Genomic DNA, 12,787 nt, shown 5'->3' with positions numbered 1-12,787 from the left:
ACGCCCGCTACAGCGGCGCGATGTTCCCGACGGGAAAGCGCGGCGCGCGGCGCGGCAGGGTGCGGCCCGACAGCAGGATGAAGCGGGTGGCGCGGTGGCGCTGGCCCTCGTAGGGGGCGAGCAGTTCGAGCATCTGCTCGTCGGTGCCGTCGCGCCGCCCGGTCAGCGCGTAGCCGACGATGCGCGGCAGGTGCAGGTCGCCGACGGTGATCGCGTCGGGCGCGCCGTTGGAGCGCTGGAGCGCCTCGGCGGCCGTCCACGGGCCGATGCCCTGGACCAGCTGGAGCCGGTGCAGGGCGTCCGGCAGGTCCATGGCCGCGGCCTCTTCCAGGCGGCGGGCGACGCGTACGGCCCGCAGGATCGTGGCCGACCGTTTGTCGTCGACGCCCGCGCGGTGCCATTCCCAGGACGGGATCAGCGCCCAGCCGCGCGGATCGGGCATCACGCGCAGCCGGTCCCAGGGGCCGGGCGCGGGCTCGCCGTGCCGCTGGAGGAGGAGGCGCCAGGCGCGGTACGCCTCGTCGGAGGTGACCTTCTGCTCCAGGATCGAGGGGATCAGCGACTCCAGGACCAGGCCGGTACGGGCCAGTCGTACGCCGGGGTGGCGGCGGCGCGCCTCATGGACGAGGCGGTGCCGCGGGGTGAAGGCCGCCGGATCGTCCCCCTCGCCCAGCAGGGCGGGCAGTCCGTCCAGCATCCATGCGGCGCCCGGCCCCCATGCCTCGGCCTCGATCTCCCCTGCGCCGGGCCGCGCCCGTACGCACAGGGTGGCCGGGCCCAGCGGTGTACGGCTGGCCCGCCGGACGGCGCCGTCCGCCACCCGGAACGCCGGGTCGCCGGGCCCGCGCCCGAGCACACCGAGGGTCCGGTGCAGGTCGTACGGGCCGGGCGGGACCCAGGTGCGGCGGAGGGGGGCGGGCATCCGGCCAGGGTAAGTGATGCGGGTGCGCGGTGACGGGGCGCGAGGTCCCGGAGTGGCAGGGGTCTCCCCCGTCCTGCCTGCCCGAAGAGGAGCGGCCTACTGGTCCGAGGAGAACCGCACCGACGCCTCCGGTATCTGCGCGCCGCACCACACCCGTATGCCGTCGAGCAGCTCGTTGTCGGCGCCGATCACCGCGCCGTCGCCGATGACCGCGCCTTCCAGGACCGTACGGGCGCCGATGCGGGCCCCGACGCCGATCAGCGAGTCGTGGACGCGGGCGCCGGGCTCGACGACGGCGCCCTCCAGGACCGTGCTGCCGTCGATACGCGCGCCCGCGCCGACCCGGGCCCGGGGGCCGATGGCCGTGCCGCCGGTGAGCTTGGCGTCCGGGGCGACGTCGGCGGTGTCCAGCACCAGCCGGTCGCCGCAGCGGCCGGGGACGGCCGGGGACGGGGCGCGGCCCAGCACCAGGTCGGCGGAGCCGCGGACGAAGGCGTGCGGGGTGCCCAGGTCGAGCCAGTAGGTGGAGTCGACCATGCCCTGGAGGTGGGCGCCGTCCGCCAGCAGGCCAGGGAAGGTCTCGCGCTCGACGGAGACCGGGCGGCCGGTGGGGATGGTGTCGATGACCGAGCGGTTGAAGACGTAGGCGCCCGCGTTGATCTGGTCGGTGACGATCTCCTCGGGCGTCTGCGGCTTCTCCAGGAAGGCGGTGACCCGGCCGGTTTCGTCGGTGGGCACCAGGCCGAAGGCGCGCGGGTCGGCGACCTTGGTCAGGTGCAGCGAGACATCGGCGCCCGCGGTGCGGTGGGTGTCGACCAGGGCTTCGATGTCCAGCCCGGTGAGGATGTCCCCGTTGAAGATCAGGACCGGGTCGTCGGGTGCCGAGTGGAGGCGGGAGGCGACGTTGCGGATGGCGCCGCCGGTGCCCAGCGGCTCCTCCTCGGTGACGTACTCCAGGTGCAGACCGAGCGCGGACCCGTCGCCGAAGTACGGCTCGAAGACCTCGGCGAGGTAGGAGGTGGCCAGCACGATGTGCTCCACGCCCGCCGCGCGGGCGCGCGCCAGCTGGTGGGTGAGGAAGGGGACACCGGCGGCCGGGACCATGGGCTTGGGCGTGTGCACCGTCAGCGGGCGCAGTCGGGTGCCCTTGCCGCCGACCAGGAGGATCGCTTCTGTCACCTTGTCTTCTCTGCTTCCTGCTGGGGTCGGCCGGTCGGCGGACCAGTGTAGGCAGATGCTTTCGAACGGACTTTCAGCGCCCCTGAAGGCGCGCCGCGGAACTGCGTACGCTGCCGAGTTTCCCGTAGAGGCGGTCACCGGGGCACTCGGTGGAGAAGCCGTCCCGGTGGCCCGAGATGACGTGCAGCCTAGCCCGGGTGCCCTTCTTGTACCGGTTGCCTCCGCCGGAAACTAGGGATGTTGTGGTGCGCGGGTCCATTCCGTACAGCCCGAGTTTCCACGCCGCCAGCCGCGCCACCGCGGAAACGGCGGAGGTTGGCGGGTTTGCATTCTCGAACGTCCCGAGAACGGCGATGCCCATGGTGTTCTCGTTGAAGCCGCGGGTGTGCGCGCCCTTGACCGGCTTGGTGACGCCGCCCGCGCGGCCTTCGTAGACGGTGCCGCACTTGTCGATGAGGAAGTTGTAGCCCATGTCCCGCCAGCCGCTGCTCTTGACGTGGTAGCGGTAGATGCTGCGCAGGACGGAAGGGGCCTGCCCGCACGTGTAGTTGTTGCCGGTGGCGCTGTGGTGGAGGAAGGCCGCCTTGACGGTCCTGGTGTAGGCGAAGTCCCGCTCGCGCAGCCTCTCGTCGGCGCCCCAGCCGGCCCGGGTGACGATGGCCGGGCGCGGGCCGACGTGCGAGCGGGACTCGGCGGGCGGCCGGGAGGTGCCGGGCCGGGGGGTGCTGGGGCGGCTCGTGGACGGGTCGTCGCCGTCGTCGCGGGGGCGGGTGGGTGCGTTGACCGCCGGGATGCGGAAGACGCCGAGCAGGGAGCCGAGGGCGGAGCCGACGCTTCCGAGGGTCCCGGTGCCGTCCGGCGGCTTCGGGCGGCTCTCGCCGGTCCGCGCCGCGCGCACCTGGGTGGAGTCCTCGCCGGGGTCGACGAGTTCCAGGTGCATTCCGGCGGGCAGTGCCCGGCGTTCCGGTGCGCGGCCGGTGCCGTCGTGCTCCGGGACGACGCGCAGTTCCACGGCGTCGGAGGGGCCGACCCACAGGGGTGCGGTGCTGCCCCGTACGGAATCGCCGTGCCCCTCGGAGGAGCGCGGGTCGGGCGCGTCGTCGTCGTGTGCCTGGATGTCCTGCCAGCCGGACCAGCCGGTGCCGCCGGCGGGCCGGGTACGGACCTGGGCGCGGCCGTCGAGCACGGCGGCCGGGTCGTCCCAGACGACGCCGACCAGCGAGAACGGGGCGACGCCGTAGGCGGCCAGGCCCTGGCCGCCGGTTGCCGCGCCGCGGTCGGACGGCCGCAGGGGGCGCAGCGGGAGGGAGCGGGTGCTGCCGGGGATGCCGTCGGGGGCGGCCTGTGCGGAGGGCGCGCGGGCCGCGCGGGTGGTGGAGGTGGCGGTGTGTTCCGGGCCGGTCGCTCCGGCGGGCAGGGCGAGCGGGAGGGTGAGGGCGGCGGTGCACGTCACGGCGATCGAGGTAGCAAGAATGGCACGCATGGAGAAATCGTGAACGAATAGGGCATAACATGCCATTCGTAATCTGACGGCGCGTCGGCCCGCACGCCCCGTGCCCGCCCGCCGTCCGGCTGACCCCCGGTCACTGCCGCGCGTACCCTGGCGCCGATGAACACCACCGATCGCACCCCCGCCGACCTGCTGCGTTCCGCGCTCGCCGCGGACCCGTCCCGGCCGCTGGTGACCTTCTACGACGATGCCACCGGCGAGCGCGTGGAACTGTCCGTGGCCACCTTCGCCAATTGGGTGGCGAAGACCGCCAACTACCTCCAGGACGACCTGGCCGCCGAACCCGGCGACCGGCTGGCGCTGCTGCTGCCCGCCCACTGGCAGACCGCCGTATGGCTGCTGGCCTGCTCCTCGGTCGGCGTGGTCGCCGACATCGGCGGCGACCCGGCGGCGGCCGATCTCGTCGTGAGCGGCCCGGACACGCTGGAGGAGGCGCGTGCCTGCTCCGGCGAGCGGGTGGCGCTGGCCCTGCGCCCGCTGGGCGGCCGTTTCCCGCAGCCGCCGGAAGGCTTCGCGGACTACGCGGCCGAGGTGCCCGGCCAGGGCGACCGGTTCGCGCCGTACGCGCCGGTGGCCCCCGGGGACCCGGCGCTCGCGGTGGACGGCCGGGAGCTGACCGGCACCGAGGCCGTGGCGGCGGCGCTGGCCGACGCCGCCGAGCGCGGCCTGTCCGCGGGCTCCCGGCTGCTGTCCGGCTTGCCGTACGACACCTGGGCGGGCCTGTCCGCCGGGCTGCTGGCCCCGCTCGCCGCGGGCGGCTCGGTCGTACTGTGCCGCAACCTGGACCGGCTGGACGCGGACGGCCTGGCCAAGCGCGAGGAGAGCGAGCGGGTCACCCACCGGGCGCTCTGAGCTTCCTCTCCCCCGTCCGGCGGACGCCCGGCGCTCCGTGAGGGGCCGGGCGGCGCCGCGCGGGCCATGATCTTGGGGTACGGGCGCCGTCGCGCGGGTCCGCACGTCCGGTCTCCGGAGTCGGCCCGCGCGGGCGCGACGCCGACTCCGGAGGGATGGGGACGCACTCGTGACCGACAGCCCGGAGAACCCGTCCGGCCGGCCCGGCCCGCAGGGCCCCGCCGGCGAGACCGGTGCGCAGGACGCCCCGCTCGCCGCGCCGCCGCTGGACCTCACGGCGGAGAGCGGCGCGACGTCCACGGGGCCGGGGCCGAGGCGGCGGTGGCTGCGCTGGACCGCCGTCGGGCTCTCCGCACTGGTGCTGGCCCTGGCCGGCCTCGGCTGGCTGGTCTACACCAAACTGGACGGCAATATCCGTACCGACTCCGACACCCGCAACGAGCTGGAGAAGTACGAGGCGGAGCGGCCGAAATCGGAGCCGGGCGGCGCGGAGAACGTTCTGCTGATCGGCACCGACCGGCGCTCCGGGGAGAACAGCGGCAAGTACGGCCCGGACAACGGCACCCAGCGCTCGGACACCACGATCCTGCTGCACGCGTCGGCGGACCGGCGGAGCGCGACGGCGGTGAGCATCCCACGGGATCTGATGGTGCAGATTCCCGAATGCAAGCGTTCCGACGGAAAGCAATCGGCGCCGCAATTCAACCAGTTCAACTGGGCGTTCGAGTTCGCGGGCGCGGCCTGCTCGATCCGTACCGTCGAGAAGATGACGGGCATTCGCATCGATCACCACATGATCGTGGACTTCACCGGGTTCAAGAAAATGGTGGACGCGGTGGACGGGGTGGACGTGTGCCTGGAACGGCCCGTCAAGGACGACGAGGCGCATCTGCGGCTGCCGGCGGGATGGCAGACACTGCGCGGCGAGGACGCGCTCGGTTACGTACGGGCCCGCAAGAGCCTGGGCGACGGCAGCGACACCCAGCGCATGGAACGTCAGCAGCAGTTCCTCGCGGCGCTGGTGAACAAGGTCCAGAGCAATGGCGTGCTGCTCAATCCCCGCCGGCTCTATCCGCTGCTGGACGCCGCGACGAGTTCTCTGATCACCGATGAGGACCTGGCGTCGCTGCGTGGTCTGTACGAATGGGTACGCGGCCTGCGCAGCATTCCGACCGAGAAGGTGCAGTTCCTGACCGTTCCGCGCCAGGAGTACCGCTACAACGCTGATCGCGACGAACTCGCCCAGCCGGCCGCGGAACGCCTCTTCCGGCAGCTGGGCAAGGACCACCCGGTGTCCGTCCGGCCCACCTCCACACCGCCCTCACCCGCTCCCCCGGGGCCGGGCCCGGCGTCAGGGCCGCGTGAAGATTCCGCGAATGGCTCCGCGGGCTCTTCACCTTCGCCGTCCGAGCCGACGTTCCAGGGAACCACCGCAGAGCGCGGGATCTGCCGATAAAAGCTCTGCAAAGGTACAGTCGGCTGATCGAAAGCTGTCGAAAGGTTGGGGTGAATTGCCCAGTTGTAGGGAAGTGGAATGTGTCACGGGCGTCGCTCGACGCTGAACTGGGCGGATAGTGTGAGCGATCCGGTCCGCACGATCAGGCTGACCGCGCATTGCACAACCGACCGACCGAGCGCCTTGAGGGGGAGGCGCCGCGTGGCACCGACGGAGGACACAAGGCACCGTGGACGCGCAAGGCCGTGGGCGAGCGGACGACTTCGATCCCGCTGATCAGTGGGTGTTCGATCCCAACACCGGCAACTACGAGTTGCGGCTGGACCCTGCCGACGCTCCGGCACCGCAGCCGGCCGACCGCGGGACTCCGGCGCCCAGACGCGGCAGCCGAGCGGCCGGACCCGAAGAGGGCCGCGGCCCCCGGGGGCCGGGCAGCGGCACGGGGCAAAACGGTTCTGGACGCGGCGGGCCACGGCAGAACGGCGACACGCGCGAGCTGCCGGCCCAGCGCGACCGGAGGGCCGGGAGCCGCTCGGCGAGCGGCGGCGGTGGCACCAGCGGTGGCGGCACCCCGCCCAGCCGCCGTAAGCCCAAGCCGAAGAAGTCCGCCAAGAAGAAGGCGCTCTACTGGACGTCCGGCGCGCTCGGCTTCGTCCTCGTCGCGGGCTGCGGCGGCGCGTTCTACCTCTACCAGCAGCTGAACGGGAACATCTCCAAGGTCGACGTCGGCAAGGAGAACCCGGCGGTCAAGGACGGCCCGGTCAACATTCTGATCATCGGGACGGACGCCCGCTCCGGCAAGGGCAACCAGGGCTACGGCGACGCGGGCAGCGTGGGCCACGCGGACACCACGATCCTGATGCACATCTCCAAGGACCGGTCCAACGCGACGGCCCTGAGCATCCCCCGCGACATGATCACCGACATTCCGGACTGCCCGACCAAGAAGAACGGCACCACGAAGACCATCCCCGGCCAGCGCAACGTCCGCTTCAACACCAGCCTGGGCCAGGAGGACCGCGACCCCGGCTGCACCTGGCGCACCGTGGAGAAGATGACCGGCCTGTCCATAGATCACTTCATGATGGCCGACTTCAACGCGGTCAAGGAGCTCTCCGAGGCGGTGGACGGCGTGGAGGTGTGCGCCGCGAAGCCGATAAACGACCCCAAGTCCCATCTGCACCTGCCGGCGGGCAAGAGCGTCGTCAAGGGCGAGCAGGCGCTGGCGTTCGTCCGTACCCGGCACTCCGTCGGCACCGGCAGCGACCTGAGCCGCATCAAGCTCCAGCAGCAGTTCATCGGCTCGATGATCCGCAAGATGAAGTCCGGCGACACCCTGACCAGCGTGCCCAAGCTCTACGACCTGGCCCAGGCCGCCACCAAGGCGCTGACCGTGGACACCGGCATCGGCAGCGCGGGCAAGCTCGTGGACCTGGCCAAGGACCTCAGCCGGGTCGACATCAAGAACATCACTTTCGCCACAGTGCCCGTCCTGGACAACCCCAGGGACCGTGCGACCGTCGTACTGGACGAGGCGAAGGCCGTGCCGCTGTTCCAGATGATCCGCGCCGACCATTCGCTGTCCAAGACCGACGAGAAGAAGGGCAAGGGCACCTCGGACGACAAGCAGGTTCCCAAGGCGCCGGCCGACAAGGTCCGGGTCGATGTCAGCAACGGCGGCGGGCCGATCGGCGCCGCGCAGGAGACGGTGGACTGGCTGCAGAACAGCAAGGCCGCGAAGCTCTCGACGAACGCCGGCAACGCGCCGACGAAGCTGGCCGCGACCCGCCTGGAGTACGCGCCCAACCAGGCCGACCAGGCCGCCACCCTGGCCGCCTGGATGGGCCTGCCCAAGAGCGCGCTGAAGAAGACCACCGCGGACGCGGGGCCGAAGGTCCCGATGAAGCTGATCCTCGGCAAGGACTTCCAGGGAGCGGGCAAGTCGATCGAGGCGCCGACGAAGACGCCGGACGGCGTGCAGAACGTGAACGCCGACGACAAGAACGTCTGCGCCAAGTAGCAGGACACCGGCCGGGCTCCCCGGCCGGGCCACGGCTGCACGGGGCAGCCGAACCACCAAGCGAGCCCCGGCCGCCGTGACCGGCGCCGATTGACGGGGGAGAACCCAATGCGGCAGAGCAGTGTGCGCGGAAACGGACCGCGCCGGCGCCGGCCGGACGCCAAGGATCTGGGCTGGGACGACAGCCTGTACGAGGAGGACGAGGAGAACGGGGCGGCGGACCGTACGGGGAACGCGCGGAACCCGCAGGGCGCGCCGAACCCGCGGAACGCCGCCGCTCCCGCCGCCCCGGGTATCACCGGCACACCGGTGGCCGGTGGCGGCCGGGCAGCGACGCCTCCGGTGATCACCGGGGGTGTCCAAGGTCCGGCCGCCGCCGCGCAGGACACCAAGGTCACGAAGGAAGCGGCGGCGGAACCCGCCGCGTCCCCGGCGGACGGCTCCACTCCCCCGGCCGGTGCCGCCGCGCCCGGGCCCGTCACCGGTGCCGGACCCGTCACCGGTGCCGCCGCTTCCGGTGCCGCCGCCCCCGACGCCCCCGCTCCCGAGGACTCCGCGGACACCGATCCCGCCGCCAAGGGCACCCGCCACGCCGGCAAGCCGCGCAGCAAGGCCAAACGCGTGCTGCGCTGGAGCGCGATATCCCTGGCCGTGCTGCTGGTCGGCACGGCCGGAGCCGGTTACTGGTACTACGAGCACCTCAACAGCAACCTCCGCAAGGACGCCCTGGACCTGGGCTCCGGCGGCCTGGAGAAGCCCCAGCCGAACGCCTTCGGGCAGACTCCGCTGAACATCCTGCTGCTCGGCTCGGACGGCCGGAACAGCGAGAAGAACATCGAGCTCGGCGGCGCCCGCCAGGACGCGGACCGCAAGCCGCTGGCCGATGTGCAGATGCTGCTGCACGTCTCCGCCGACCGCAGCAGCATGTCGGTCATCTCGATCCCGCGCGACACCCGCGTGACGATCCCGAAGTGCACCGACCCGGACGACGGCAAGGTCTATCCGCAGACCACCGCGGCCATCAACACCTCGCTCCAGCACGGCGGCCCCGGCTGCACGGTCGCCACCTGGAAGGAGCTGACCGGCATCTACATCGACCACTTCATGATGGTCGACTTCGCCGGCGTGGTGGACATGGCGGACGCGATCGGCGGGGTCCCCGTGTGTGTGGACAAAAACGTTTACTCACATGACAAGAAGGGCCACGGCAGCGGTCTGAAGCTGACCGCGGGCACCCACTCGGTCAAGGGCGTACAGGCCCTCCAGTGGCTGCGCACCCGCTACGGCTTCGAGGACAACACCGACATCGGCCGGGCCAAGGCCCAGCACATGTACATGAACTCGATGGTCCGCGAGCTCAAGGCGGGCACCAAGCTCACCGACCCGATGAAGCTGCGCGACCTGGCCGAGGCCGCCACCAAGGCGCTGACGGTGGACGAGGGCCTGGGCAGCGTCAAGAAGCTGTACGACCTGGGCGGCGACCTCCAGCGGGTGCCGACCGAGCGGATCACGATGGTCACCATGCCGTGGCAGTACGCGGCGGGCGGCGAGTACGTCGTCCCCAAGCCCGGGGACGCCGAACAGACCTTCTCCCTCCTGCGCAACGACACCGCGCTGGACGGCAAGGACACGAAGAAAAAGAAGCCGGCGCCCGAGCCGAAACCGACGACCGCCAAGGACAAGCTGGACGTCATCGTGCAGAACGGCACCAACAGCACGGTCCGCGGCCCTGTTTCCGGCCGCGCGAACGTGATCTACAGCCGTCTGGTGTCCCTCGGCTACTCGGGCGCCTCCACGGACTCCCGCCTCACCACCCAGGCCGACACCACGATCACCTACCCGGCCAAGGGGGGCAGCGGCGACGCCCTGGCCCTGGCCAGGGCCCTCGGCCTGCCCAAGTCCGCCGTCAAGGAATCCAGTACGGCCACCCAGCTGCGGCTGGTGATCGGCAACGACTGGCGCAAGGGCACCTCGTTCCCGAAGCCGCCGGAGGACAAGAAGGAGGCCGACAAGGCCCCGGAGAGCGCCGACGCCCTCAACGGCGAGGACAAGAAGGCGTGCATGAAGGTGAACCCGGCCTACACCTTCTGACCGGACCGGTCCCGGGCGCGGCCCGCCGGAACCGCCGGGCCCGGGGGCAGCGTGCAGTGCGTCCCGGGCGGCCCCGCCGGGGCGACGGCGTACGCGGTGGTCCGTACCTCGTCGTCCACGCGCCGGTGCAGACAGGCGGTGAACGGCGAGTCGGGGGCGAGGGTGTCCAGCAGGGCGTGGGCGCGCTGGTGGACGTCCGCGAGACAGCGCTGGTACGGGGCCAGCACGTCCGGCGCGAACATCATGGCGGCCAGTTCCCGGCGGTCGGCGGCCGACTCGGCGGCCCGGCCGAGGAGTTCCAGGGCGCGTTCCCGGTCCGTGTCGGTGGCCGCGTGCAGCAGCTGGACCAGCAGGTAGGTGGCGGTCCGGTTGCCGAGGTCCTCGTGGTGGCCGGAGCGCAGATCGTCCTCGTCGTTGCGGAACTGCGCGAGCAGGCCGACGGCCTGGCCGAACTCGCCCCAGGCCGCGACGCGCGGGTCGTCGGCGCGGTGCGCGCCGAGCGCGAGACGGGCCGCCAGGGTGGCGGCCATGCCGTAGACCGCGCCGCTCTTGTGCCGGTAGACGGTCAGCACCTCCTCGGGGCTGGTCCCGGCCGGCGATCCGAGGAGGTCGCCCACCTGCCCGTCGCAGGCGGCGGTCCAGCCGTCGAGGAAGTCCGCGGCCAGCCGCTCGCGCAGCGCCCCGGGCAGCGGCAGAGCGGTCAGGGCACGCAGCGGCAGGGCGTAACCGCACTCCAGGGCCGCGATCAGTACGGCGCCCGGGTCGCCCCCGTACAGCCGGGTGCCCGTACCGCCGTCCGACACGTCGTCGAAGGTGTTGGCGGCCCGCCACCACAGGACGTGCGCCCCGGCCAGCGGCACGGCCGGCTCCAGGCCACCGTCGAGGGCGCCGTGGACGAGGAGCGGCAGCGCGCATTCGAGCGGGGTGCGCCGGCCGTCGGCGACGAGCCGTTCAAGGGCGGGCCGCAGGTACGCGTACCGGGGCCGGTAGCCGTCGAGGAGCCCGGCCAGGTACTGCCGTACCCGCGGCACGGCCTCGGCGAGCCGGTCTTCGGCGCTCGGCCGCGCGGTGGCGGGCCGGGGGTGAGGGGACAAGCGGGTCTCCGTACGGTCGGGAGGGGCTGAGGACCTTCCGGGGGTCACATCGGGAGGTCGCGCGGCGCCGGGGAACCGGGGACGTCCTCGCGGAGGCCGGCGGGCGCGGCGGCCCGGGGCAGGTCGCGGGCGAGGACACCGGCGGCGGCCGACGTCGTGGTCAGGGCGGCGGTGGTGACCGCGAAGGCGCCGACGACATCGGCCGTGGCGCGGACCTGGGCGAAGAAGAGGAAGCCGAAGACGCACACGCCGAGCGCGGCGCCGAGCTGCTGGGCCGTGGAGACCACGCCGGACGCCGCGCCCGCGACGGCGTCCGGCACGGTCCGCAGGGTCACGGACAGGGCCGGGGTGACGCACAGGCCGAGCGCGGCGCCGACGGCGCAGACCGCGCCGATCAGCAGGCGCGGGTCGGTGCCGAGGGCGGTCGCGGCGCAGCCCGCGTAGCCCGCGGTGGCGGCGAGGGAGGCCAGGACCAGCAGCCGGGGCTCGGCGCCGCGGGCGAGCCGCGGCGCGAGCAGCGACCCGCCCGCGAAGGCGACCGCCGCCGGGGCCATGCCCAGGCCGGTGGCCAGCGGGCTCCAGTCGAGCCCGCGTTGCAGCAGCAGACCGAGCATCAGGACGAACGCGCTGAGCCCGCAGTTGATCAGGATGATCAGTGCGATGCCGCGGCGGAAGCCGTCGAGGCGCAGCAGCCGCGGCGGTACGAGCGGGGAGCCGCCCCGGGCCTCCAGCGCGCGTTCATGGCGCAGGAAGCAGGCGCCGACCGGGACCGAAGCGGCCAGACAGGCCGGTCCCCACCACACCATGCCGCCCGCGCCGCCCGCCACCAGCGGGACGACGAACAGCCCGAGCGCGCCCGCCGCGAGGCCGATGCCCGGCAGGTCGGCGCGGACCGGACCGTGCCGTACGGGGCGCGGGCAGCCCGCCGCCCACGGCAGCAGCGTGAGCGCCAGGACGCCCACCGGCACGTTGACGAGGAAGACGGCGCGCCACCCGAGCCCGAGGACATCGGCCGACAGCAGCCAGCCGCCGAGCAGTTGGCCGCCGATGGCGCCGAGCCCCATCACCGCGCCGATCGCGGCGTACGCCCGGCGCTGCGCCGCGCCGGTGAACAGGGTGCGCGCCGCGCGGTAGACCTGCGGCACCATCAGCGCCGTGCCGGCGCCCTGCACCATCCGCGCGACGACCAGCACGGCCGTGGTGGGCGCCACGCCGCAGACGACCGAGGCGCCGGTGAAGACGGCCATGCCGAGGCCGAAGACGCGCAGGGTGCCCAGCGCGTCCCCCAGCCGTCCGCCGGCGGCCAGGCCGAGGGCGTAGACCAACTGGTAACCGGCGAGGACCAGTTGCTGCTGGCCGCCGTCCGCCCCGAGGTCCCGCTCCAGCGCGGGCATCGCCACGACCACGATGAAGACGTCGAGGTTGGCCAGGAAGGTGCCGCACAGCAGGACAACCAGTGCCGCCCATGGACGCACGGGGGCACCTCCAGCCGGTCGGCGAGCACGATGCGTGACGCTCGGGACACGTATCGTAACCACGACCATGCGTCCGTGCCCAGCCCGTGTCCGCTTCGGTGACGGGAGGGTCGGGTGGTGCGCATGAGGCGGTACGGGAGGGAGCCGGGCCGGACGATACGCGTCGGCGCCCGTACGCGATCGCGTAC

At 72.9% G+C, this 12,787-nt stretch carries 9 protein-coding genes; 4 read left to right on the top strand and 5 right to left on the bottom strand.

What is annotated here, in order from left to right; all coding sequences use genetic code 11:
- Positions 1 to 7: 7 nt before the first annotated feature.
- The 3 genes from CP984_RS24870 to CP984_RS24860 form a co-directional block, all read right to left on the bottom strand.
- Positions 8 to 922 (bottom strand): DNA-3-methyladenine glycosylase family protein, encoded by a 915-nt coding sequence (locus CP984_RS24870; RefSeq protein ID WP_003983767.1) that lies wholly within the window; start codon positions 920 to 922, stop codon positions 8 to 10.
- A gap of 96 nt (positions 923 to 1,018) precedes the next feature.
- Positions 1,019 to 2,101, bottom strand: a complete 1,083-nt coding sequence (gene manB, locus CP984_RS24865) for a mannose-1-phosphate guanylyltransferase (RefSeq protein WP_003983768.1) — start codon at positions 2,099 to 2,101, stop codon at positions 1,019 to 1,021.
- Between the two features lie 73 nt (positions 2,102 to 2,174).
- Complete coding sequence (locus CP984_RS24860; RefSeq protein WP_003983769.1) at positions 2,175 to 3,584, bottom strand: peptidoglycan recognition protein family protein; 1,410 nt, start codon at positions 3,582 to 3,584, stop codon at positions 2,175 to 2,177.
- A 126-nt stretch (positions 3,585 to 3,710) separates the two neighbouring features.
- On the opposite strand from CP984_RS24860, the gene CP984_RS24855 reads away from it, so the two are divergent.
- The 4 genes from CP984_RS24855 (at position 3,711) to CP984_RS24840 (ending at position 10,030) form a co-directional block, all read left to right on the top strand.
- Positions 3,711 to 4,463, top strand: coding sequence for a TIGR03089 family protein (locus CP984_RS24855; RefSeq protein ID WP_003983770.1), 753 nt, complete (start codon positions 3,711 to 3,713; stop codon positions 4,461 to 4,463).
- Positions 4,464 to 4,632: 169 nt separating this feature from the next.
- Entirely contained in the window at positions 4,633 to 5,919 is a 1,287-nt protein-coding gene (locus CP984_RS24850; protein WP_003983771.1) for an LCP family protein, read from the top strand.
- A gap of 229 nt (positions 5,920 to 6,148) precedes the next feature.
- On the top strand, positions 6,149 to 7,939 hold the full coding sequence (locus CP984_RS24845; RefSeq protein WP_003983772.1) for an LCP family protein: 1,791 nt from the start codon (positions 6,149 to 6,151) through the stop codon (positions 7,937 to 7,939).
- 108 nt (positions 7,940 to 8,047) lie between these two features.
- Positions 8,048 to 10,030 (top strand): LCP family protein, encoded by a 1,983-nt coding sequence (locus CP984_RS24840; RefSeq protein ID WP_003983773.1) that lies wholly within the window; start codon positions 8,048 to 8,050, stop codon positions 10,028 to 10,030.
- Here the strand turns inward: CP984_RS24840 and CP984_RS24835 are convergent.
- On the bottom strand, positions 10,018 to 11,124 hold the full coding sequence (locus tag CP984_RS24835; protein WP_003983774.1) for a polyprenyl synthetase family protein: 1,107 nt from the start codon (positions 11,122 to 11,124) through the stop codon (positions 10,018 to 10,020). The genes CP984_RS24840 and CP984_RS24835 overlap by 13 nt on opposite strands.
- A gap of 44 nt (positions 11,125 to 11,168) precedes the next feature.
- Complete coding sequence (locus tag CP984_RS24830) at positions 11,169 to 12,599, bottom strand: MFS transporter (RefSeq protein WP_003983775.1); 1,431 nt, start codon at positions 12,597 to 12,599, stop codon at positions 11,169 to 11,171.
- Positions 12,600 to 12,787 lie beyond the last annotated feature (188 nt).

This window comes from Streptomyces rimosus (assembly GCF_008704655.1).
In the GTDB taxonomy this organism is placed as follows: Bacteria; Actinomycetota; Actinomycetes; order Streptomycetales; family Streptomycetaceae; genus Streptomyces; species Streptomyces rimosus.
The sequence above is the reverse complement of the archived record's forward strand: the minus strand, read 5'-3'. Positions and strand labels throughout refer to the sequence as shown.

Excerpts from the sequence above, each read along its gene's own strand:
- CP984_RS24870 (WP_003983767.1), bottom strand. The coding sequence starts at position 922 with ATGCCCGCCCCCCTCCGCCGCACCTGGGTCCCGCCCGGCCCGTACGAC.
- CP984_RS24860 (WP_003983769.1), bottom strand. The coding sequence starts at position 3,584 with ATGCGTGCCATTCTTGCTACCTCGATCGCCGTGACGTGCACCGCCGCC.
- CP984_RS24855 (WP_003983770.1), top strand. The coding sequence starts at position 3,711 with ATGAACACCACCGATCGCACCCCCGCCGACCTGCTGCGTTCCGCGCTC.
- CP984_RS24840 (WP_003983773.1), top strand. The coding sequence starts at position 8,048 with ATGCGGCAGAGCAGTGTGCGCGGAAACGGACCGCGCCGGCGCCGGCCG.